General features: G+C 74.1%; 9 protein-coding genes. All 9 read left to right on the plus strand.

What is annotated here, in order from left to right:
• Window positions 1-899 (plus strand): vanadium-dependent haloperoxidase (locus ACWCSD_RS21095; RefSeq protein ID WP_449917078.1); only part of this gene is annotated, 899 nt, incomplete at its 5' end.
• A 602-nt stretch (window positions 900-1,501) separates the two neighbouring features.
• Window positions 1,502-2,992 carry a thioesterase domain-containing protein gene (locus ACWCSD_RS21100; protein WP_449917081.1) on the plus strand — a complete coding sequence of 497 codons (1,491 nt, stop codon included), beginning with the start codon at window positions 1,502-1,504 and terminating at the stop codon, window positions 2,990-2,992.
• Window positions 2,989-7,599: an amino acid adenylation domain-containing protein gene (locus tag ACWCSD_RS21105; RefSeq protein WP_449917084.1), complete on the plus strand. Its 4,611-nt coding sequence runs from the start codon at window positions 2,989-2,991 to the stop codon at window positions 7,597-7,599. The genes ACWCSD_RS21100 and ACWCSD_RS21105 overlap by 4 nt, the downstream gene beginning before the upstream one ends.
• Window positions 7,596-13,022: an SDR family NAD(P)-dependent oxidoreductase gene (locus ACWCSD_RS21110; protein ID WP_449917086.1), complete on the plus strand. Its 5,427-nt coding sequence runs from the start codon at window positions 7,596-7,598 to the stop codon at window positions 13,020-13,022. Before ACWCSD_RS21105 ends, ACWCSD_RS21110 begins: the two co-directional genes overlap by 4 nt.
• Window positions 13,019-13,234: an MbtH family protein gene (locus ACWCSD_RS21115; protein WP_397159877.1), complete on the plus strand. Its 216-nt coding sequence runs from the start codon at window positions 13,019-13,021 to the stop codon at window positions 13,232-13,234. The genes ACWCSD_RS21110 and ACWCSD_RS21115 overlap by 4 nt, the downstream gene beginning before the upstream one ends.
• Entirely contained in the window at window positions 13,227-16,367 is a 3,141-nt protein-coding gene (locus ACWCSD_RS21120) for a non-ribosomal peptide synthetase (RefSeq protein ID WP_449917089.1), read from the plus strand. The genes ACWCSD_RS21115 and ACWCSD_RS21120 overlap by 8 nt, the downstream gene beginning before the upstream one ends.
• Window positions 16,364-19,495, plus strand: coding sequence for an amino acid adenylation domain-containing protein (locus tag ACWCSD_RS21125; RefSeq protein ID WP_449917093.1), 3,132 nt, complete (start codon window positions 16,364-16,366; stop codon window positions 19,493-19,495). Before ACWCSD_RS21120 ends, ACWCSD_RS21125 begins: the two co-directional genes overlap by 4 nt.
• On the plus strand, window positions 19,488-22,517 hold the full coding sequence (locus ACWCSD_RS21130; RefSeq protein ID WP_449917095.1) for an amino acid adenylation domain-containing protein: 3,030 nt from the start codon (window positions 19,488-19,490) through the stop codon (window positions 22,515-22,517). The genes ACWCSD_RS21125 and ACWCSD_RS21130 overlap by 8 nt, the downstream gene beginning before the upstream one ends.
• Window positions 22,514-24,708, plus strand: a 2,195-nt coding sequence (locus tag ACWCSD_RS21135) for a non-ribosomal peptide synthetase (RefSeq protein WP_449917096.1), incomplete at its 3' end; no start/stop codon positions are given. The genes ACWCSD_RS21130 and ACWCSD_RS21135, both read left to right, overlap by 4 nt.

Below are 24,708 nucleotides of genomic sequence, written 5' to 3' on the forward strand. Positions count from 1 at the left end.
CCCAGTACGACGAGTACCTCGCCACGATCGCCGACGGCGGCGCGAAACGACGCGGCGTCACCGTGGGCGAGCAGGCGGCGGCCGCGATGATCGCCGCCAGGGAGAACGACGGCGCGTTCGGCGACCAGACCTGGCCGATCGGCACCCAGCCCGGCCAGTGGCGGCCGACGCCGCCCACGAACGCCTCGGACGGGGCCTGGGTCGGCGACCTCAAGCCGTTCCTCATCCCCAGCGCGTCAATGTTCCGCACCTCGGGCCCGCCCGCGCTGACCAGCTCCCGCTACGCCAAGGACGTCAACGAGCTGAAGCGGATCGGCGGGGCGGACAGCACGGTCAGGACGCAGGACCAGACGCAGGCCGCGATCTGGTGGCACGACCGGCACCTGGCCGAATGGGAGATCAAACGCCAGCTCGCCACGACCCGGCGGCTGAACCCGCTCCAGGCGGCCCGCATGTTCGCCATGGTCGACCTGGCCGAGGCCGACGCCACGACCGCCTGTTACAACGAGAAGGCGGCGTGGGCCTTCTGGCGGCCGGTGACGGCGATCCGCCTGGCCGACACCGACGGCAACCCCCGCACCACGGCCGACCCGGACTGGACGCCGCTGCTCGTCACCCCGCCGCACCCGGACTACACCTCCGGGCACACGTGCTTCACGGCGGCCAGCATGTCGGCGCTGGCCCACTTCTTCGGCAGGGACGACATCCCCTTCAGCGGCTACAGCTCCGACTCGGGCACCACCAGGAGCTTCCGCGGCTTCTCCCACGCCCTGGCCGAGGTCGTCGAGGCCCGCGTGTGGGGCGGCATCCACACGCGCACGGCGGACGTGCAGGGCGCGAAGATCGGCGCCCAGGTCACCGCCTACATGGTGAGGCACTACTTCCGGCCGAAGCGGTGAGGCCGGAGGTAGTGAGTCCGGGCGACCCGCCCGCCCGCCGCTGAGACCGGAATCGCAGTGATCTCGAGACCTCCTCGTGCTCGTCGCGCACGGGGAGGTCTTCCTGATCCCGGCCCTGACAGGACGGGGGCCGACGGCTGTCAGCACCCCGCGAGGCCACTGCCAGCGGGATGACCGCCGATCTGACCGATATGGAGAATCGGACCCGACTCAATCAGTCAATAGGGACAGGGACCCCTTCAAACGACAGGACCGAAACCCTAATTACGGGCATTCCATAGAGGGACAAGATCATCACGCAGGGTGGCAGAACCCCAGAACGCGAGGGCAGGCAGAGATCATCCGCCCAGCCGGGGAGGTCCACCGCCCGCAGACGCACCCGCCGGAAGCGGGTTTTGTCGATGGCCGAAACCAGCATTCCATCGTTGGTTTAAATTTCATCCCTTGACTGACTTTCGGACAAAATAATAGGAATGGCGTGGCTTCAGCCGTGAGCCGCCCCTCGCCAGGTCGAACCCTGACGAGCGGCCCATATTTCCTGCTGCCCGCGCGACGACCTCGCCCGGCGCGGCAGACCTGCCGGAGGGTGACTTCGCGTCGCGATGCCAGAAGAACAGCCGCTGTCCGAGACACCGTTCGCCTCGCTGACGCGATACCCGCCCGGCGCTCGGACCCTCTTCTGCCTCCCCTACGCCGGTGGGGACGTCACCGCCTTCTGGGCGTGGCGGCAGGCGTTCGACGGCGTCCTGGACGTGCGGGTGGCCATGCTGCCCGGCAGGGAGGGCCGGGTGGCCGAGCCCGGAGCCCTATCCCCCGAGCTGATCGCCCGGTCCATCGGCGCCGCCGTCGCCCGGCAGCGCACGCCGTACTCGATCTACGGGCACAGCATGGGCGGCCGGGTCGCCTTCGAGGTGGTCCGCGAGCTGCGGCGGCTCGGCGTGCGGGCGCCCGAATGCCTCTACGTCGGCGCCGCGCACCCGCCGGAGCGACAGGAGACCCTGGGACGGTGGACGGGCCTGGGCGACGAGGACCTGGTCGACGAGCTCATCCTGCGGCTCGGCGCGCCCGCGGAGTTACGCACGCAGCCCGAGGTCAAGGCCCTGCTCATCCCCGCGCTGCGGACGGACATGGAGTGGCTGCGCCGCTACCGCTTCACCCGCCAGGAGCCCCTGGACGTGCCCATCGTCGCCTTCGCCGGCGCGCACGACCGGGAGGTCACCCACCCGACCATGCTCGCCTGGGCCCGCCACACCTCCTCGACCTTCCGCCTGCACACGCTCGACGCCGCGCACCTCTTCCTCGCCACGCACGGTGAGGAGGTGGCGCGGACGATCGCGGCCGGCCCGGAGCGGAGCCTGGCCGCGGACGAGGTGCACGTGTGGCTGGCCGACCTCGACGAACTGCCCGAGATGTGCGCGTCCCTCGACGAGCTGTCGCCGCGGGAGGCGGCGCGGGCGGCCAGGTTCCGGCAGGAGGACGGCCGCCGCGGCTTCGTCGGCAGGTCGGTGCTGCTGCGGCGGCTGCTCAGGGAGTACGGGGTCGAGCCGGGCCTCGCCGAGCCGCCCGGCCGGTCCGGCGGCCTGCCGTACGGCGGGACCGAACTGACCTACAGCGTCGCCCGGTCGGGCGGGCTCGTGCTGGTCGCGCTGACGACCGGCCGGGAGGTGGGCGCCGACCTGGAGCGCTTCCGCCCGCCGGCGGACGAGCAGACGTTCTTCGAGCGGATGCTGGACGAGCGGGAGCGCGACGAGTTCGCCGCGCTGCCCGAGGAACTGCGGTTGCACAGTGTGTTGCGCACGTGGACGGCCAAGGAGGCGCTGCTGAAGGCGTCCGGTGACGGGCTGCGGGTGGATCCGGCGCGGTTCGGGTTCGCCGGGCAGCGTCCGGGCCGGACGTGGGTGCCCGAGGCGTCCCCTGAGGCGGGCCCGGAAGTGGACGCTGAGGCGGAGTGGCTGGCGGGGTGGCGGGTGACGCACCTGCCGCTGGGCCGGGCGATGGCCGCGATCGCCCTGCGCGCGCCGAGCTTCCTGCTGCGTTTCGAGACGGTACGGCAAGGCCGGCTGGTACGGCCGGGTGTGGAGGCCGCAGGATGACACTCCTCAGCAGTCTGATCACGGCTCAGGCCGCGCGGACCCCGGACGCCCCGGCGGTCCGGCAGTGGGAGAACGTGCTCACCTACGCCGAGCTGGTCGAGCGGGCGTGGGCGCTGGCGGCCCGGCTGCGCGAGCTCGGCGTCGGGCCGGAGTCGCGGGTGGGGTTGTGCACCCGCCGCACGCCGCTGATGCCGGTGGCGGTGCTGGCCGTGCATCTGGCGGGCGGGGCGTACGTGCCGCTGGACCCGGGGCATCCGCGCCGGCGGCTGGAGGAGGTGCTGGCGGACGCCGGGATCGCGGTGGTCGTCGTGGACGAGCGCGGCCACGAGCTCCTGGACGGCTGCGCCGCCACGCTCGTCGACGCCTTCCAGCCGGGGCCGGCCGAACCCCGGGAGAGCGGCGCCGTCGCGGGCAACGCGGCGTGGGTGATCTACACCTCCGGCTCCACCGGACGGCCCAAGGGCGTGGTGGTGAGCCACGCCAACGCGGTCTTCTTCGTCACCGCGACCGTCGCGCGCTTCGGCCTGGACGCGAGCTGCAGCTCGATGGCCTTCTCCGCGCTGGGCTTCGACGCCTCGATCATGGACATGGTGCTCCCGCTGACCGTCGGCGGCTGCGTGCAGCTCGTGCCGGACGAGGACCGCGTGGACCCGGCCCGGTTGCAGCACTTCCTGGAGGGGCACGACGTCACCTGGGGTTACCTCCCGCCGGCGCTGCTGCCGCTGGTGGACCCGAGCCGGCTGCCGCACCTGCGGGACGTGGTGACGGCGGGCGAGCCGCCCCCGCCCGAGCAGGTGGCGCGCTGGTCGGCGCACACCCGTTTCCACAACCTGTACGGCCCGACCGAGCTGACCGTCGTCGTGGTGGGCGGCGAGTTCCACGGCGTGTGGGAGCGTCCGCTGCCGATCGGCCGGCCGTTGACCGGCTGCCGGGCGTACATCGTGGACGAGGACATGAACGAGTGCCCGCCGGGCGTCCCCGGCGAGCTGCTGATCGGCGGCCCGCAGGTCAGCCGCGGCTACCTGGACCGGCCCGCGCTGACGGCCGAGCGGTTCGTGCCCGACCCGTTCTCGGACGAGCCCGGCGCGCGGCTGTACCGGACCGGCGACCACGTGGCGTGGCAGGAGGACGGCCAGATCGCGTTCATGGGCCGCCTCGACCGTCAGGTCAAGGTCCAGGGGCAGCGCGTGGAGATCGGCGAGGTGGAGACGACGCTGCGCGCCCATCCCGGGGTGCGGCAGGCGGTGGTGGACTTCGCGGGCGAGCTGGTCGCCTACGTGACGCCCGAGGACGCGCCCGACCTGGCCGCCCTGCGCGAGGACCTGGCGGTGCGGCTGCCGCCGTACATGCTGCCGACCAGGCTGGTCCGGCTGCCTCTCCTGCCGCTGAACGCCTCGGGCAAGGTGGACCTGGCCGCCCTGCGGGCGCGGTCGCAGCGGGAGCGGGGAACGGCGAGCGGGCTGGCCGGGATCTGGGCGCGGGTGCTGGAGGCGCCCGTCCCGGACGACGAGGACGACTTCTTCCAGCGCGGCGGCCACTCGCTGCGGGCGATGCGGCTGGTGGCCGCGGTGCGCGCAGAGCTGGGCCGGGCGGTCTCGGTCCAGGACGTGTACGAGGGCCGAACCTACGGCGCGCTGCGCGCGCTCGTGGCGGGCGCGGAGCGGGCCTCCGCCGCCGCGCCGCCCACCGGCAGCCCGGCCGCGTTCTCCCCCGCCCAGCGCCGGATGTGGTTCGTCGAGCAGCTGGCGCCCGAGTCGGCCGCGCACAACATCGCGATGGCCGAGCGGATCCGGGGCCCGCTCGACGTCGCCGCGCTCCGCCGGGCGCTCACCGCCGTGGTGGCGGCCCACGAGGCGCTGCGCTGGCGGGTGGCCTCGCGCGACGGCATCCCCGACGTGACGGTCGCGCCGCCGCGCGAGGTGCCGCTGCCGATCGACGACCTCTCCCCCGCCGAGCTGGACGCGGCCCTGCAGAAGGAGGCGCGGGAACGGTTCGACCTGGCCGCCGGGCCGCTGTTCCGGGCGCGGCTGCTCCGGCTGGCCCCCGACGAGCACGTGCTCTGCCTGACCGCGCACCACCTGGTGTTCGACGGCTGGTCGCAGGACGTGCTCTTCCGCGGCCTGTCGGCCGCCTACCGCGGCGAGCCGGTCGAGGCGGGCGAGCACACGTTCGCCGACTACGTGCGCTGGCTGCGCGCGAACGGCGACGGCCAGGCGCTGGGCTGGTGGCGCGAGCGCCTGCACGACGCCCCGCTGGTGCTGGACCTGCCCAGGGACGCGGCCAGGCCGCCCGCGCAGACCTTCCGCGGCGCCGCCGTCCGGGGCGAGGTGGACGCGGAACTGGCCGGCCGGGTGGCCGAGCTGGCGGCGGAGCTCGGCACCACCCCGTACGCGGTGCTGCTGGCCGCCTTCGGACGCCGCCTGGCCACCCTGGCGGGACGGGACGACCTGGTGGTGGGGGCGGCCTACGCCGACCGGCCGCACGTGGCGTTCGAGTCGCTGGTGGGGATGTGCGTGCAGGTCCTGCCGCTGCGGCTGCGCCCCCGGGGCGACTTCGCCGGGCAGGTGACGGCGTGCGCGGCCGAGCTGAACGCCGCGATCAGGCACCGGGACGTGCCGCTCGGGCAGCTGCTGGAGTCGCTGCGCCTGCCGCGCGACCTGAGCCGCAACCCGATCACGCAGGTCATGTTCAACATGTACAACTTCGCGCAGGCCCATCTGGACCTCGACGGCTGCGCCAGCGAGACGCTGCGGCCGGGGCTGCCCGGGGCGCTGTTCGACCTGACGATGTACGTGGGCGAGCAACGCGGCGGCTACGCGCTGGAGCTGGTCTACAACCCCGACCTGTTCTCCGCCGAGCGCATGACGGCGCTGGTCGACGGCTATGTCGAGCTGCTCGGCGAGTCGCTGACCGGGCAGCTGCGACCTGAGCCCCCCGAGGCCGCGCTGCCGGCCTGGGACGGGCCCGGCCTGCTGGAGCTGGCCGGCGACGCGCACGCCGGGGCGCGGCGGCGGACCGAGGCGGCGCTGCGCGGCGCCGGGGTCGAGCCGGGGGCCGTGGTGGCCGTCGTCGCCTCGCGGGTGCCCGAGCTGCCGGGGGTCCTGCTCGGCGTGCTGGCGGCGGGGGCACGGTGGGTGGTGATCGACTCGGCCTATCCCGCCGCCGTCCAGGAGCGGCAGATCGCCGCCGCCGGAGCGCGGGCCGTCCTGCGGGACGACGCGGTCGAGCTGCGCGAGGGCGGCGCCCTGCTGCCGGGTCCCGGCTACCTCTCGATGACCTCGGGCACCACGGGCGCCCCCAAGGCGGTGGTCACCGGCGAGCGGCCGCTGGCCCATTTCCTGTCCTGGTACGTCCGCACCTTCGCCGTCGGGCCGCACGACCGGTTCGCGCTGCTGCACGGGCCGGCCCACGATCCGGCGCTGCGCGACATGTTCGTGCCGGCCGTGGCGGGCGCCGAGCTGTTCGTGCCCGAGCACGAGCTGGCCCGCGACCCCGGCAAGCTCGTCACCTGGCTGCGCGAGCACGCGATCACCGTCCTGCACCTGACGCCGCAGCTCGCGGCGATGCTGGCGGGCACCGGCGGCACGCTGCCCGACGTGCGGCTGGCCGGCGTGGGCGGCGACCTGTTCACCGGCGTCCAGGCGGCCCGGCTGCGCGCGCTCGTGCCCGATGCCCGGATCGTCGCCTTCTACGGCACGACCGAGACGCCGCAGGCGCACGCGTGGCACGAGCTGGCGGAGCCGTACCCGGAGGTCGTGCCGATCGGGCGGCCCGTCGAGGGCAGCGAGATCATCGTGGTGACGCCGGACGGCAGGCGGGCCGGTGTGGGCGAGCTCGGCGAGGTGGTCGTCCGCAGCCGCCACCTGGCCGACGGCTACCTGGATCCGGCGCTGACCGGCCGGCGCTTCGCCGGCGACCGGTTCCGCACCGGCGACCTCGGCCGGCGCAACCCCGACGGCACGATCACCCCGGCGGGGCGCGCCGACGACCAGGTGAAGGTGCGCGGCTTCCGGGTCGAGCTGGGCGAGGTGGAGGCCGCGCTCGCCGCCTGCCGGGACGTGCGCGCCGCCGCGGCCAGGGTCGAGGACGGCACGCTCGTCGGCTACGTGGTGCCGGCCCGGCCGGGGCTGGCGGCGCACCGCCTCCTGGACGAGCTGCGCGGCGCGCTGCCCGAGCACGCCGTCCCCAGCGAGGTGGTGGCGCTGCCCGCGCTGCCGCTGACGCCCAACGGCAAGGTGGACCGCGCCGCGCTGCGCGGCCGGCCGGTCGAGCAGCCGAAGGCCGGCGGCGGCCTCGACGGCCCCACCCAGAAGACGGTCGCCCAGGTGTGGCGCGCCGTGCTGGGCGTGCCGCGGCTCGGCCCCGACGACAACTTCTTCGAGATCGGCGGCCACTCGCTGGCCGTGGCGGCGGTCCAGGCCCGGCTGCGGGCGGCGACCGGCCGCGAGATCCCGATCACGGAGCTGTTCAGGCATCCCACGATCCGGACGCTGGCCGCTCATCTCGATGGAGCGGGCGGCAGTCCGGGGCTGGACCGGGCGGCGCGCCGCCTGGCCTCACGGCGAGACAGGTTGAGGAACCGCAACGAGAAGGGGATTGCCCCATGACGGACGAGCCCACGGCCGAGCCGATCGCGATCATCGGCTTGTCGTGCCGAGTCCCGGGAGCGGGTGACGCGCAGCAGTTCTGGCGCAACCTCGCCGACGGCGTCGAGTCGCTGACCACGTACACCCTGGAGGAGCAACGGGCGCTGGGCACGGCGGAGAGCCTGCTGGCCGACCCGAACTTCGTGCCGGCCGCCATGACGCTGGACGACTACGAGGGCTTCGACGCGGCGTTCTTCGGCATGTCGATCAGGGAGGCCGAGGTCCGCGACCCGCAACACCGGCTGTTCCTGGAGCTGTCGCACACGGCGCTGGAGGACGCGGGCTACGACCCGTTCCGCTACCCGGGCGAGATCGGCGTCTACGCCGGGACCGGGACGGACACCTACCAGTGGCGCAACATCCGCAGCAACGCCCAGGCCCACAAGAACGCCGGCTGGCTGGCGGTCATGGTGGGCAACCACGTCGACTACTGTGCCACGCTCACCTCCTACAAGCTCGACCTGCGCGGCCCCAGCTACACCGTGCACACGGCGTGCTCGACCGCGCTGGTGGCCTTCCACATCGCGTGCGAGGCGCTGCGCAACGGCGAATGCGACATGGCGCTGGCCGGCGCGGCCATGCTGGACCTGCCGCAGGGCGAGGGCTACATCTACGACCAGGACGGCATCGTCTCCCCCGACGGGCACACCCGCTCCTTCGACGCCGACGCCGGCGGCACGACCTGGGGCAGCGGCGGCGGCGTCCTGGTGCTGAAGCGGCTGTCGGAGGCGATCGAGGACCGCGACAACATCCGCGCGGTGGTCCTGGGCAACGCGATCAACAACGACGGCGCGGGCAAGGTCGGCTTCTCCGCGCCCAGCCTGGACGGCCAGGCCGCGGTGATCGCGCAGGCGCTGGGCGTCGGCGGCGTGGACCCCCGTACGGTCACCTACGTCGAGGCGCACGGCACCGGCACGGCGCTCGGCGACCCGATCGAGGTGGCCGCGCTGTCCAGCGTGTTCGCCCAGCACACGAGCGACACCCAGTGGTGCGGCATCGGCTCGGTCAAGAGCAACATCGGCCACCTCGGCCAGTCGGCCGGCATCCCCAGCCTGGTCAAGACGGTGCTGGCGCTGGAGAACAAGCTGATCCCGCCGACGTTGCACTTCAAGAGCCCCAACCCCAAGATCGACTTCCCGGCGAGCCCGTTCTACGTCGTCTCCTCGCCGACGAAGTGGGAGCGCGACGAGTTCCCGCGCCGCGCGGGGGTCAGCTCGTTCGGCATCGGCGGCACGAACGCGCACGCCGTGCTGGAGGAGGCCCCGCCGCGCCCGTCGCTGCCCCGTGAGCGGCCCGCGCATCTGCTGAAGCTGTCGGCCAGGACGGAGTCGGCGCTGGCCGCCGCGCGCGAACGGCTGGCCGCGCACCTGGCCGCGCACCCCGAGACGGACCTGGCCGACGCCGCGTTCACGCTGCGCGTGGGCCGCCGGGAGCTCAAGCACCGGGCCGTCGTCGTCGCCACCTCGCCGGGCGACGCGGTGGCCGCGCTGTCCGACCCCAGGCGGACCGTCACCGGCGCCAAGCCGAAGCGACCGGCGCAGGTGGCCTTCCTCTTCTCCGGCCAGGGCGCCCAGTACGGCGGCATGGCCGCGGAGCTGTACCGCAACGAGCCGATCTTCCGCGAGGCGGTCGACGAGTGCGCGGCCGTCCTGGACGTGCGCGACCAGATCTTCGCCACCGGCGAGGAGGCCGACGAGGCGCTGCGGCAGACCTCGCTCACCCAGCCCGCCCTGTTCACGGTGGAGTACGCGCTGGCCAGGCTCTGGCTCTCGCTGGGCGTCGAGCCCGCCGCGATGATCGGCCACAGCATCGGCGAGTACGCGGCGGCCACCATCGCCGGCGTCTTCACCCTGCCCGACGCGATGCGGCTGGTCGCGGCGCGCGGCCGGCTGATCCAGGCGCTGCCGCCGGGCTCCATGCTGGCCGTGCAGCTCATGCCCGACGAGATCGCGCCGATGCTGCCCGACGACGTCTCCGTGGCCACCGTCAACGGCCCCGGCACGTGCGTCGTGTCCGGCCCGTCGGAGTCGATCGCGGAGCTGGCCGAGATGCTGGAGGAGGAGGGCATCGGCTGCACGCGGCTGCGCACCTCGCACGCCTTCCACTCGGCGATGATGGAGCCGATGCTGCGCGAGTTCCGCGAGCTGGTCGCGGCGGCCCGCCCGGCCGCGCCGAGCCTGCCGTTCCTGTCCAACGTGACCGGCACCTGGATCACCGCCGCGGAGGCCACCGACCCGTCCTACTGGGCCAGGCACGTGCGCGAACCGGTCCGCTTCGGCGACTGCGTCTCGACGCTGCTGGCCGACGGCGAATGGATCATGATCGAGTGCGGGCCGGGCCGGCAGCTGTGCGGCCTGGCGGGCACCCAGCTGGCCGCCGGCGCGATCGCCCCGCTGCCGTCGCTGCCCGGCCCGCGCGACCGGGCCGGTGACGTCGCGGTCTTCTCGCAGGCCGTGGGCGCGCTGTGGGTGCACGGCATCGAGCTGAACGACTTCGGCGCCCCCGGCTTCCGCGTCTCGCTGCCGGGTTACCCGTGGGAGCGGCAGCGCGCCTGGATCGACCCCGACCCGCAGGGCGCCTTCGCCGGCGGCGTCGCCCACCCGCAGCAGGCCGACGGCCCCCTGCCGCCCGAGCGGTGGTACGGCGTGCCCGTCTGGCACCAGGCGCCGGCCCGTCCGGGGACGCCGTCGCCGGTCACGCGCTGCCTGGCCTTCGTGGACGAGGACTCCGCCGCGCTGGCCGACGCGCTGCGCGCCTCCGGGGCCGAGGTGCTGGAGGTGCGGCCGGGCGCCGCGTTCGGCGCCTTCGACGGGCACTTCACAGTGCGGCCGGCCGTACGGGAGGACTACGACGCGCTGCTGGAGGCGGTCGGCGAGATCCCCGAGCGGGTCGTGCACGCCTGGGCGCTCACCGGCGGCGGCGAGCAGACGTGGGCGGCGCAGGACCGCGGCTTCTTCGGCGTCCTGGGTCTCGTGCAGGCGCTGTCGGCGGCCCAGCCGCCGGGCGGGGTGCAGCTCGACCTGGTGACCGCGGGCACGATGGACGTCGTCGGCGGCGACCTGACCAGGCCGGAGCACGCCACGCTGGCGGCCTTCGCCCGGGTCGTCCCGCTGGAGACGCCGTGGCTGCGCGTCCGCCACATCGACGCGCCGGACGGGGACGCGAACCGGCCGGCGGCGGTGCGGGGCGTCGCCGCCGAGCTGGGCCGCATGCCCGAGCCCGGCGAGGCCGGGCTGCTGGCGCCGGTCGCCCTGCGCGGCGGGAAGCGGTGGCTGCTCGGGTACGAGCAGGTGGAGGTGACCAGCGAGCCGGGCGAGCCGCGCGACGGCCAGGTGTACGTGATCACCGGCGGTCTGGGCGGCATCGGCGTCTCGCTGGCCGAGGACCTGGCGGCGCGGGCCCGCGTCGGCATCGTCCTGCTGTCCAGGAGCGGGCTGCCCGACGGCCCGCCGCGGTCGGCCCGCGAGGCGCGCGCCGCCGAGGCGATCGGCCGGATGGAGGCCGCCGGGGCGCGGGTGCTGACCCTGGCCGCCGACGTGACCGATCCGGCGGACATGCGCCGGGTCAGGGACGAGACGCTCGCCGCCTTCGGCCGGGTGGACGTGCTCGTGCACGCGGCCGGCCTGCCCGGCGGCGGCATGGCCCAGATCAAGGAGCGGGAGGCGGCCGAGGCCGTGCTCCGGCCCAAGCTGCTCGGCACGCTGGCGCTGCAGGAGGCGTTCGGCGACCTGGAGCTGGAGGCCGTGGTGCTCTGCTCGTCGATCACCGCGGTGGCCGGCGGGTTCGGGCAGATCGACTACTGCGCGGCCAACAACTTCCTCGACGCGCACGCCCGCGCCGGACGAGGCTGGAACGCCGCCCAGATCGTCAGCGTCAACTGGGGCAGATGGCTGGAAGTCGGCATGGCGGTGGAGACCGCGGCGCCCGCCGGATTCGTCGCGTTGCAGCGCGGCGACCGGATCAAGGCGCTCGACCACCCGGTCCTCGACGCGCGGCACGCCGGCGAGATCGGCGGGCTCGACTGGTGCAGCGGCACGCTCTCGCCCGGCACGCACTGGGTGCTGGACGAGCACCGCATCGCCGACGTGCCGGTGCTGCCCGGCACCGGCCACGTCGAGCTGGCCAGGACGGCCGCCGAGGCGGTGCTGCCCGACGGCGGGCTCGTCGAGCTGCGGGACGTGGTGTTCGTCGAGCCGCTGTCGGTGGCCGACGGCGCGACCGCCGAGGTACGGGTGCTCTTCACCCCGGAGGCGGACGGCGCCGAGTTCCAGGTGCAGAGCATCATCGGCGGCTCGCACCGCACCCACGCCAGGGGCACGGCGGCCAAGGTGAGCCCGCCGCCCGCCGACCGCGTGGACCTGCGCGCCATCATGGACCGCTGCGTGTCCTCGGCGGACGAGCAGGGCGGCGTCCCGCTGTCGGGCCTGCTCACGCTGGGCGCGCACTGGCACCGGACGCTGACCGCCACGCATGTCGGCCAGCAGGAGGCGCTCGGCCTGTTCGAGGCCAACGACGCGCTGATGGCCGACCTCGACCGGTGGGGGCTGCACCCGGCCCTGCTCGACGCCGCCACCACCTTCAGCTGGGTCGCGGTCGAGGGCCACTACCTGCCGCTCGGCTACGGCCGCATCACCGTGTTCGGCAGCCTGCCGGAGGCGTTCTGGAGCCATCTGCGCATCACCAGCACCGACACCGACGAGGTGCTGGTCGTCGACGTCACGTTGATCGCGCCCGACGGCACGGTGCTGGTGCAGATCTCCGACTACGTCCTGCGCAGGATCGACACCGAGGCCGTGGTCTCCGGGGTCCGCGCCAGCGCCGGGTCCCAGGTCGCCGCCCCGGCCGCGGCCGCGTCGCCGGCCGGCGCCGACGACGCGGCCGGCATCAGGTCGGCCGACGGGGCCCTGTCCCTGCGCAGGCTGCTCGCCGCCCCGCTCGGCCCCCAGGTCGTGGTGGCGGCCAGCACGGTGGCCGAGCTCGTCGCCGGCGTCGGCTCGCTGACCCAGGAGACCGTCGAGAGCGAGCTCGATCCGGCGGCGGTCGCCGACCGGCAGGACAAGGCGCCCGCCGAGGGCTACGTCGCGCCGCGCAACGACGCCGAGGCCACGATCGCCCGCCTGTGGGGCGAGGTGCTCGGCGGCGACCACATCGGCGTCGACGACGACTTCTTCGAGCTGGGCGGCAACTCGCTCATCGCGGTCCAGCTGATCGCCCTGATCCGCAAGGAGCTCGGGGTCCGGCTGCCGATGCGCAACCTCTTCGAGGAGCCGACCGTGGCCGGGGTCGCGGCCCTGATCGACGCCGCCACGGCCGCCGCCCCCGAGCCCGCCCCCGCCGGGCCCGCCGCCCAGACCATCCCCCGCCTTCCCCGGAGTTCCGCATGAGCGCAGAGACCAGCACAGAGACCGGCACGGACACCAAGGTCGTACGCAACGACGAGGAGCAGTACTCCATCTGGCCCGCCGGCCGGGACAACCCCTCCGGCTGGTACGACGCCGGTTTCTCCGGCACCAAGGACGCCTGTCTGGCGCACATCGAGCAGGTGTGGACCGACATGCGGCCGAAGAGTCTGCGAGAGGCCATGGACAGTGAGTGATGCCTTCCCCGCATCCTCCGGCCAGGAGCGGATGTGGTTCCTTTCGCGCTTCGAGCCCGATCTGGCCGTCTACAACATCGGCATGGTCATGCCGATGGCGGCCAGGCAGCCGGTGGACCCCCGCCGGCTGGAGCGGGCGATCGATCTGGTCGTGCGGCGTCATGAGGCGCTGCGCACCACGTTCGACTTCCGGGACGGGCAGGTCGTGCAGATCGTCCACCCCGGCGCGCCGCCCACGGCGCTGACCGAGACGGACCTGAGCCACCTGCCGCGGGCCGCCGCCGAGGCGGAGCTGGCCCGCCTGGCCAGGGCGGACGCGGTGCAGCCGTTCGACATGGAACGGGCGCCGCTGTACCGCGGCAGGCACGTCAAGCTGTCCGAGGACGACCTGCGGCTGGCCGTCGTCTTCGACCACACGATCTTCGACGGCGTCTCCTCCATGGTCTTCATGGACGAGGTGGAGGAGTGCTACGACGCGCTCGGCGAGGACCGGCCGCCGAAGCTGCCCGAGCTGCCGATCCAGTTCGCCGACTTCGCCGTGTGGCAGCGCGGCAGGTTGTCCGGCGAGTTCCTGGAGACCGAGCTGGTGCACTGGCGCGAACGGCTGGCCGGGGTGCCCGCCGACCTCGCCCTGCCGGGCGACCGGCCGCGGCCGGCCCGCCGGAGCTACCGGGGCGGGATCCGGCTCGGCGCCTACTCCCCCGAGCTGTCGGCGGGCGTGGAGCGGCTGGCCAAGGAGCTCAACACGACGTTGTTCACGGTGATGCTCACCGCGTACGCCGCCGTGCTGTCGCGCTGGTCGGGGATCGACGACATCGTGGTGGGCACGCCGGTCGCGGGCCGGCTGCTGCCCGAGACCGAGCCGGTCATCGGCATGTTCGTCAACGCGGTGCCGCTGCGCGTGGACCTGTCGGGCGCGCCCAGCTTCCGCGAGGCGGCCGGGCGCGTGCGGGCGACGGTCGCCGAGGCGCTGGACCACCAGGAGCTGCCGTTCGAGCGGCTCGTGGAGGACCTGCAGCCGGCCCGGGACCTGAGCGTGCCGCCGCTCTACCAGGTGATGTTCAACCTGGCGATCCGCACCAACGAAGGGCAGATCGCCAACGGCACCGCCAAGGTGGACCTCCAGCTCGACGTCAACATGCGCGACGGGGTGCTGCACACCCGGCTGGAGTACGCCACCGACCTGTTCGACCCGGAGACGATCGAACGCTTCGAGGCGAACCTGCGCACGCTGGTCGAGGCGGCCGCCGCCGACCCCGGCCGGGCGGTCCCCGAGCTCCCCGTGCTCGCCGCGGACGAGCGTGCGCGCGTGCTGGCCCTCGGGGACGGCGGGCCGCCGGCCGAGCCCGGCACCCTGCACACGTTGATCGAGGCCCGGGCCGCCGCGACCCCCGACGCCCCCGCGGTGGTCTTCGGCGACGTCACGCTCACCTACGCCGAGCTCAACGGCCGCGCCAACCGGCTGGCCCGGCGGTTGCGGCAGATCGGCGTGGAGCGCGGCCGGCCCGCCGCGGTCTGCGCGGAACGCTCGCCCGAGCTGGTCGTCGCGCTGCTCGCGGTGCTCAAGGCGGGCGGGGCGTACGTGCCGCTGGATCCGGAGTACCCGCGGGACCGGCTGGAGTTCATGCTGTCCGACTCCGGCGCGCAGGTGCTGCTCACCCAGCGCCACCTGCCGTCCTTCGGGCCGGTCGAGACGGTGCTGCTGGAGGACGACCACGACCTCGGCTCCGGCGACCTCGACCCGGTGACCGGGCCGGACGACGCCGCGTACCTGATCTACACCTCGGGCTCGACCGGGCGGCCGAAGGCCGTGGTCAACACCCATCGCGGCATCGTCAACCGGCTGGCCTGGATGCAGGAGACGTTCGGCCTGACGGCCGGCGACGTGGTGATGCAGAAGACGCCGACCAGCTTCGACGTGTCGGTGTGGGAGTTCTTCTGGCCGCTTCTGCAAGGCGCCTGCCTCGTGCCGGTGCGGCCGGGCGGCCACCGCGACCCCGCCCACCAGCGCGACCTGGTCAAGCGGCACGCGGTGACCACGATGCACTTCGTGCCGTCGATGCTCGCCCTCTTCCTGGAGGAGGCGAACATCGAGTCGTGCACGTCGCTGCGGCGCGTGGTGTGCAGCGGCGAGGAGCTGCCGCCCAGGACGGCGGCCCGCTTCTTCGAGCGCCTGCCCGGCGTGGAGCTGCACAACCTGTACGGCCCCACCGAGGCGGCCGTCGACGTCTCCTGGCACGCCTGCCGGCCGGGCGAGACGGTGATCCCCATCGGCCGTCCGATGCCCGGCTGCCGCCTGCACGTCCTCGACGAGCGCCTGGAGCCGATGCCGGTCGGCGTACCCGGCCAGCTGCACATCGGCGGCGTCCAGGTGGCCCGCGGCTACGCGGGACGGCCGGGGCTGACGGCCGAGCGCTTCGTCCCCGACCCGTACGGCCCGCCGGGCGCGCGGCTGTACGCCACCGGCGACCTGGCCAGGCTGCGCGCCGACGGGGAGCTGGAGTTCCTCGGCCGCATCGACGACCAGGTCAAGGTGCACGGCTGGCGGGTCGAGCTGGGCGAGGTCGAGGCGGCGCTGGCCGCGGACCCGCGGGTGCGCGGGGTCGCCGTCGCCCTGCGCGACGACGCGCCGGGCGGCCGCGGGCTGGTGGCCTACGTGGACTGGACGGGCGAGCCGAGCCAGTTGTCGCACGAGCTGCGCACCGGGCCGGCCCGCACGTTGCCCGCGGCGCTGGTGCCGCAGGCGTTCGTGCAGGTCACCGAGTTCCCCTTGGGCCCGAGCGGGAAGCTCGACCGGGCCGCGCTGCCGCCGCCCACCGGGCCCGGCCGCAGCGATCTGGGCACCACCTACGTCGCGCCGGAGACGCCGCTGGAGGAGGAGCTGTGCGCGCTCTGGGGCGAGCTGCTCGGCCGTGACCGGGTGGGCGTCGAGGACGACTTCTTCGCGCTCGGCGGGCACTCGCTGCTGGCCGTCCTGCTGATCACGCGGTATCGGGAGGCGTACGGGATCGAGATGGACCTGCGGGTCTGCTTCGAGCTCACCACGGTCGCCGAGCACGCGCTGGCCGTGCTGGAACTCCAGCTCGGCGACGTCGAGCTGGACGATCTCCTGGCGGAGGACGCGGACGGATGAGCGAGGTGAGAGGGCGGCTGGCCCGCCTCAGCCCGGAGCAGCGCGCGGCGCTGGAGCGCAGGCTCCAGCGGCAGCCGAAGGCCCGGCCCGCCGGGATCCCCCCGCGCAGCGATCCGGACGCGCCGGCGCCGCTCTCCTACGGGCAGGAGCGGCTCTGGTTCCTGCAGCGGCTCGACCCCGCCGACGCCTCCTACAACATGTACATGGTGCAGCGGCTGCGCGGCGAGCTGTCCATCCGCGACCTGGCCGGGGCGCTGGCCACCGTGGCGGCGCGGCACCCGATGCTGCGGGCCCGCTTCCCCGCGGTGGAGGGCGGCCCGGTCCAGGTCGTGGAGCCGGAGCTGAGGCTCGATCCGGTTGTGGTGGACCTGGCGGACCTGCCCGCCGCCGAACGCGAGGCCCGCGCCACGGCGATCGTGGCCGAGCTGACCAACACGCCGTTCGACCTGGCCACCGGGCCGCTGGTGCGGGTGCACCTGATCACGCTGTCGGCGACCGATCACGTGCTCTGCCTGGTCCTGCACCACCTGGTGGCCGACGGCTGGTCACTGAAGATCATCTTCTCCGAGCTGGCCGCCTGCTACACCGGGAACGCGGCCGGGCTGGGCGTCCCGTCGATCGACTACCGCGACTTCGCGGCCTGGCAGCGCGGCCGCGAGCCGTCGCGGGAGTCGCTGGACTACTGGCGCGCCAAGCTCGACGGCGTGCAGCCGCTCGACCTGCCCACGGACCGGCCGCGGCCGGCCGTACGGGTGGCCGACGGCGACTACTGCGCGCGGCGCATCGGCCCCGAGCTGACGGCCCGGCTGGAGCAGCTGGCCAGGGACGAGCGCGGCACGCTGTTCATGGTCCTGCTGGCCGCCTACCAGCTCCTGCTGGGCGCCCATTGCGGCGCCGACGACCTGACGGTGGGCTCGGTCATCGCCGGCCGCGACCGCCCGGAACTCCAGGACGTCGTCGGCTTCTTCCCCGAGACGCTCGTGCTGCGCGGCGACCTGTCCGGCGACCCGTCCTTCCGCACGCTGCTCGCGCGGACCAGGGCGACGGTGCTGGACGCGTTCGCGCACCAGGACATCCCCTTCGAACGCCTGCTCAACGACCTCGGCATCCGCCGCGACCTGAGCACGACGCCGCTGTTCCAGGCCATGTTCGTGATCCAGGACAAGGAGGCCGGCGCCCTGCCGCTGCCCGGCGTCGAGGCGGAGATGTTCGACCCGGGCGCGACCCAGGCGAAGTTCGACCTGATGCTGGACGTCACCCAGTTCGACGGCTCCCTCTGGGCGATGTTGTCCTACGCCCGCGACCTGTTCGAGGAGGAGACCGCGACGCGGCTGCTGCGGCGGTGGGAGCGGGTGCTGGAGGCGGTCGTGCGCGACCCGGGCGCGCCGCTGTCCGCGCTGCGCGCGGCCATGCTGCTGCCCGAGGACCGGCCGCCGGTCCTCGACACCCCGCAGCCGCCCGCGCGCGACGTGCTCGACCTCTTCCGGGAACGCGTCCGGCTGGCGCCCGGCGCGACGGCGGTGAGCCACGGCGACCGCCGGGTCACCTACGCCGAGCTGGACGCCATGGCCGCCGCGCTGGCCGGACGCCTGGCCGCGGCCGGGGTCGGCCCGGACACGGTCGTGGGCCTGCGGGCCGGGCGCTCGGTGGAGCTGATCGCCGGGATGCTCGCCGTCGGCCGGGCGGGCGGCGCCTACCTGCCGCTCGACCCCGCCTACCCGCCGGAGCGGCTGCGGTGGATGGCGGCGGACGCGGACGCGGTCCTGGTGCTGGACGAGGACGATCTCCGCGAGTCGCCGCAGGCGCCGCACGCCGAGGTCGCGGGGCCGGGCTCGCTGGCCTACGTGATCTACACCTCGGGCTCGACCGGGCGTCCCAAGGGCGTGGAGGTGCCGCGCGAGGCGCTGGCGTCGCGAGTGGGCTGGATGCGCGGCCACTACGAGCTCGGGCCGGGCGACCGCGTCCTGCAGTTCGCCTCGCCGAGCTTCGACACGCACGCCGAGGAGATCTACCCGGCGCTGGCCGCCGGCGCGGAGCTCGTCCTGTGCCCGGACGAGCCGCTGCCGGACTTCCTGAAGACGCCGGAGGGCGCCGCGCTCACCGTGCTGGACCTGCCCACGTCGTACTGGCAGGAGCTGGTGGCCATGGGCGTCGAATGGCCGCCCGGCCTGCGGCTGGTCATCCTGGGCGCCGACCCGCTGCCCGGCCCGGCGCTGGCCGCCTGGTACGCGTCCGGCCCCCAGGGCGTGCGGCTGGTCAACAGCTACGGCCCCACCGAGGCCACGATCATCGCCGCCACCGCCGACATGGACCCCTCGGAGGCGCTGCGCCGCCCGGCCGTGGGCGTCGCCCTGCCCGGCACCACGCTCCAGGTGCTGGGCCCCGACGGGCTCCCGGTGCCGGCCGGCGTCGCGGGCGAGCTGCACATCGGCGGCAGCGGCCTGGCCCGCGGCTACCGGGGGGCGCCCGCCCGCACGGCCGAGCGTTTCGTGCCCGGCCCCGGCGGCTCGCGTCTCTACCGCACCGGCGACCGGGCCCGCTTCCGCCTGGACGGCGGCCTGGAGATCCTCGGCCGCCTGGACCGTCAGGTGAAGGTGCGCGGTTACCGCGTCGAGCCGGGCGAGGTGGAGTCGGCGCTGCTCGCCCACCCGTCGGTGCGGCAGGCCACGGTGGTGGTCCACGAGGACCGGCTGATCGCCTACGCCGTCCACGACGCCGGGGACGACGCGTTACGCGAGCACCTCGCCGCCGAGCTGCCCCCGCACATGGTGCCCAGCGCGATCGTCTCGCTCGACCGCATCCCGCTGACCCCCGGCGGCAAGGTCGACCGGGACGCGCTGCCCGCGCCGGGCCGGCCGCGCGGCGCCGGCTACGAGCCGCCCGCCGGCGCGGCCGAGGAGCTCGTCTGCCTGGTCTGGGCCGAGGTGCTGGGCCTGGAGCGGGTGGGCGCGCTGGACGACTTCTTCCAGCTCGGCGGCCACTCGCTGCTGGCCACCAGGACCACGGCCCGCATCGCCGCGGCCATCGAGCTGGACGTGCCGCTCAAGCTGGCCTTCACCCACCCGACGCCCCGCCTGCTGGCCGCGGCCCTGGAACACCTGGCCGAGGAGGCCGACGAGCGTGGATGAACGGCAGGCGCGCGTGCAGGCCCGCTTCCGCAAGGCGATCGCGGGCCTGGGCGCCGCGGAGCAGATCCCGCGACGCGCCGAGGGCAGCGATCCGCCGCTGTCGTTCGCGCAGGAGCGGCTGTGGTTCATGGAGCAGTTCGCCCCCGGGACGAGCGCGTACGTGCTGCCCGTGTCGGCCAGGCTGCGCGGCCCGCTCGACGCCGGACGGCTGCGGGAGTCGCTGGACGCCGTGGTCGCCCGGCACGAGAGCCTGCGCATGACCTTCCCCGCCGGCCCCGACGGGCGGCCGCAGGTGCGGGTGGCGGACCGGTTGCGGGTGCCGCTGCGCGTCGTGGACGTGCCGGACGAGGCGGCGGCCAGGCAGGTGCTCAGCGCCGACGCCGCGCTCCCCTTCGAGCTGGCGGACGGCCCGCTGCTGCGCGCCACCCTGGTACGGCTCGCGCCCGACGACCACGCGCTGCTGGTGGCGGTCCATCACATCGTCGCCGACGGCTGGTCGGCCGACCTCATCCTCCGTGAGCTGCTGACACCGCCGCAGAGCGGGCCGCCGCTGGGGTACGGCGACTACGCGTCGTGGCAGCGGGAGCGGCTGAGCGGCGACCGCCTGGCCGGCGACCTGGCGTTCTGGCGCGCCGAGCTGGACGGGTTGCAGGTGCTCGACCTGCCCCTGGACCGGCCGCGCCCGCCCCGGCAGAGCTTCCGGGGCGGCTGGCACGACGTCCAGATCGACGTGGCGGCGTTCGGCGAGTTGTGCCGGGCCGAGGGGGCGACGCTCTACATGGGGCTGCTCGCCGCCTTCCAGGTGCTGCTGGCCCGCTGGTCCGGCACGACCGGCTTCGCGGTGGGGTCGCCGGTGGCCGGACGGACCAGGCCGGAGTTCGAGGACATGGTCGGGCTGTTCGTCAACCTGCTGCCGCTGCGGGCGCGGCTGGCGGGCGACCCCGGCTTCGCCGAGCTGCTGCGCCGCACGCGGGACGGCGCGATCGAGGTCTACGGCCACCAGGAGCTGCCCTTCGAGAAGCTGGTCGCCGAGCTGGACCCCGAACGCGACGTCAGCCGCCCACCGCTGGTCCAGGTGCTGTTCGCGCTGCAGAGCTATCGCGGCGACGGCGAGGGCTTCGAGCCGGACAGCACGACCACCCGGTTCGACCTGGAGCTCTACGCCGCCGAGCGGGGCGAGCAGTTGGAGGGCCGCTTCGTCTACAACGCCGAGCTGTTCCGGCCGGAGACGATCGAGCGGCTGGCGCAGCGGTTCGCCGCGCTGTTGCGTGCGGTGGTGGCGTCCCCCGACGTGCCGGTGGGGCGTCTGGACATCCTGCCGGACGAGGAGCGGAAGCAGCTCGCGCGGTGGAACGCCACCGAGCGGGAGCATCCGGGCGGCACCCTGCACGAGCTGGTCTTCGAGCAGGCCGAGCGCACGCCCGACGCGACGGCGCTGGTCTTCGAGGGCGACCGGCTGACCTACCGCGAGCTGGCCGAACGGGCCCGCGCGGTGGCGGCCGGACTCGACGTGCGCGTGGACCAGCCGGTGGGCGTCTGCATGGAACGCGGCCTGGACCTGCCCGTCGTGCTCCTCGGCGTGATGGCCGCGGGCGGCGCCTACCTGCCGCTCGACCCGTCTCACCCGGCGGAGCGCACGCGTGGCATGCTGGCCGACGCGGGCGCCGACCTGGTGGTCACGGCGGCGGACGTACGGCCGGCTGCGGCGTCCGTGGTGCGGGTGCGTGCGGACAACCTGGCCTACGTCATCTTCACCTCCGGCTCGACCGGGCGGCCCAAAGGCGTGGGCGTCTCCCACCGCGCGATCGTCAACCGGCTGCGCTGGATGCAGGACACCTTCCAGCTCACCCCGCAAGACCGCGTCCTGCACAAGACACCCACCACCTTCGACGTCTCGGTCTGGGAACTGTTCTGGCCGCTCATCACCGGCGCGACCATGGTCATCGCCCGGCCCGGCGGGCATCGCGACACCGCCTACCTGCGCGACCTCATCAAGACCGAGGACATCACCACGACGCACTTCGTCCCCTCCATGCTCCAAGCCTTCCTGGAAGAAGAGGACGTCCAACTCCCGCCCCGGATCATCTGCTCCGGCGAAGCCCTCCCACCCCATGACCTCCCAGGACTGCACAACCTCTACGGCCCCACCGAAGCAGCCGTCGACGTCTCCTGGCACCCCTGCCAACCCGGAGAAACGACCGTCCCCATCGGCAGACCGGTCGACAACACCACCCTGCACGTCCTCGACGCACACCTCCAGGACGTCCCCATCGGCACACCCGGCGAGCTCTACATCGGCGGCATCCAACTCGCCCGCGGCTACCTCGGCAAACCCGCACTCACCGCCGAACGCTTCCTCCCCGCCCCCAACGGCAGACGCCTCTACAAAACCGGCGACCTCGCCCGCTGGCTACCTTCAGGGGAACTCGAATACCTCGGCCGCACCGACCACCAAGTCAAGATCCGCGGCATGCGCGTGGAGCTGGGCGAGATCGAGGCCGTGCTGCGCGAGCAACCCGGCGTGACGGCGGCGGCGGCCAAGCTGGTGAACGGCCGCCTGGTCGGCTACGTCGTCGGCGACGTCCCCGACCTGTCCGACGCGCTGCCGGATTCCATGATCCCGACGGCGTGGGTGCGGCTGGACCGCCTGCCCGTCACCGCCAACGGCAAGCTCGACCGCGCCGCCCTCCCCGCGCCCGACCGCCCGGCCGACCTGCCGTGGGAGCCGCCGCGCGGCGCGGCGGAGATCGCCGTCGCGCAGGTCTGGCAGGAGGTGCTCGGCCTCGACCGGCCCGGCCGGCACGACACCTTCTTCGCCGTGGGCGGCGACTCCATCAGCAGTCTCAAGGTCGTGGCCCGGCTGCGCGCCACCGGCTACGACGTGGAACTGCAGCAGCTGTTCACCCATCAGGCGGTCGCCGAACTGGCCGCCGTGCTGCGGCCGCGGCAGGCCGTACCGGAGACCACGGCGGGAGCCTTCGACCTGCTCAGCGTGGCGGACAGAGAGAGGCTCACGCGATGATCATCGACGCCTACCCGCTCAGCGCCCTCCAGGCCGGGATGCTGTACCACAGCGAGCTGGACGGCGTGACCTTCCACGACCACACCACGCTCACGCTGCGCGGCACGTTCGACGAGGCGGCCCTGGTCAGGGCGCTGGACGAGCTGTCGGCCCGGCACGAGGTGCTGCGGACGTCCTTCGACCTGACCGGGTTCAGCGAGCCCGTCCAGCTCGTGCACGACCGGGCGGAGATCCCGCTGACCGTCTCCCGCGGCGAGCCGGAGTACGGGCCGTTCGACTGGACGCGGGCTCCCCTGCTCCGCGTCCACGTGCGGCCCGAAGCCGACCGGTTCGCGCTGACCGTCTACTTCCACCACGCGATCCTCGACGGGTGGAGCGTCGCGAGGCTGGTCAGCGAGCTGCTGGAACGCTATGCGACCCCCGGGCTGCCGGTGGAGCCGCCGACGGCGCGCTTCCGTGACCTGGTGGCGGCCGAGAAGGCGATGCTCGCCCGGCCGGAGGCGGCGGAGTTCTGGCGGGAGGCGATCGCCGAGGCGCCGGAGGGCCGGTTGCCCCGGATGCCCGGCTACCCCACCGGCGGGCCGCGCGAGGTCGCGGTGCTCGCCACGGCGCTCCCCGGCGAGCTGGCCAAGGCGCTGGCCGAGCAGGCGGCCGCCGCCCGGGTGCCCCTGCGGTCGGTGGTGCTCGCGGCGCACGTGCGCGTCATGGCGCTGGTCACCGGCGATCCCGACGTCCTGACGGGGATGCTCACGCACAGCCGTCCGGAGAGCGAGGCCGGTGACGAGGTGCTCGGCCTGTTCCTCAACACCGTCCCGCTGCGGGTCCGGGCCGACGCGCCCGACCTGGTCCAGCGGGTCTTCCAGGCGGAGGTGGCGGCGCTGCCGTACCGGCACTTCCCGCTCTTCGAGATCCAGCGGGCCAGCGGGCGCGCGCGGCTGCTGGACACGCACGTGGACTTCCGCGACTTCCACGTGAACGGCGCCGCCGCCACGCCCATCGAGGGCCAGGACTTCTTCGAGCAGACCGACTTCGCCTTCAGCACGGCCTTCGTCCGGACGCCGGGCCAGGGGCTGACGCTGACCATCTCCTACGACACCACGCAGTTCCCCGCCGACCAGATCGCGGCGATCCGGGATCACTACCTCCGCGCCCTGTCCGGAGAGATCGGCATCTCGCCGCAGGACGCGGCTCAGCTCGCACGCTGGAACGCCACCGAGCGGGAGCATCCGGGCGGCACCCTGCACGAACTGGTCTTCGCGCAGGCCGAGCGCACGCCCGACGCGACGGCGCTGGTCTTCGAGGGCGACCGGCTGACCTACCGCGAGCTGGCCGAACGGGCCCGCGCGGTGGCGGCCGGACTCGACGTGCGCGTGGACCAGCCGGTGGGCGTCTGCATGGAACGCGGCCTGGATCTCCCCGTCGTGCTCCTCGGCGTGATGGCCGCGGGCGGCGCCTACCTGCCGCTCGACCCGGCCGATCCCGAGGAACGGCGGCGCGGCATGCTCGCCGACGCGGGGGCCGCGACCGTGCTCACCGCCGCGGGCTCCGGAGGCGGGTTCACGCCGCCGTCAGTGCGCGAGGACAATCTGGCCTACGTCATCTTCACCTCCGGCTCCACCGGACGGCCCAAGGGCGTGGGCGTCTCCCACCGCGCGATCGTCAACCGGCTGCGCTGGATGCAGGACACCTTCCACCTCACCCCGCAAGACCGCGTCCTGCACAAGACACCCACCACCTTCGACGTCTCGGTCTGGGAACTGTTCTGGCCGCTCATCACCGGCGCGACCATGGTCATCGCCCGGCCCGGCGGGCATCGCGACACCGCCTACCTGCGCGACCTCATCAAGACCGAGAACATCACCACGACGCACTTCGTCCCGTCGATGTTGCAGGCGTTCCTGGAGGAGGAAGGGATTCGGCTTCCGCCCCGGATCATCTGCTCCGGCGAAGCCCTCCCACCCCATGACCTCCCAGGACTGCACAACCTCTACGGCCCCACCGAAGCGGCCGTCGACGTCTCCTGGCACCCCTGCCAACCCGGAGAACCGACCGTCCCCATCGGCAGACCGGTCGACAACACCACCCTGCACGTCCTGGACGCACACCTCCAGGACGTCCCCATCGGCACACCCGGCGAGCTCTACATCGGCGGCATCCAACTCGCCCGCGGCTACCTCGGCAAACCCGCACT

It is taken from the genome of Nonomuraea sp. NPDC001684, from assembly GCF_053596515.1.

Excerpts from the sequence above, each read along its gene's own strand:
- ACWCSD_RS21100 (WP_449917081.1), top strand. The coding sequence starts at position 1,502 with ATGCCAGAAGAACAGCCGCTGTCCGAGACACCGTTCGCCTCGCTGACG.
- ACWCSD_RS21105 (WP_449917084.1), top strand. The coding sequence starts at position 2,989 with ATGACACTCCTCAGCAGTCTGATCACGGCTCAGGCCGCGCGGACCCCG.
- ACWCSD_RS21110 (WP_449917086.1), top strand. The coding sequence starts at position 7,596 with ATGACGGACGAGCCCACGGCCGAGCCGATCGCGATCATCGGCTTGTCG.
- ACWCSD_RS21115 (WP_397159877.1), top strand. The coding sequence starts at position 13,019 with ATGAGCGCAGAGACCAGCACAGAGACCGGCACGGACACCAAGGTCGTA.
- ACWCSD_RS21125 (WP_449917093.1), top strand. The coding sequence starts at position 16,364 with ATGAGCGAGGTGAGAGGGCGGCTGGCCCGCCTCAGCCCGGAGCAGCGC.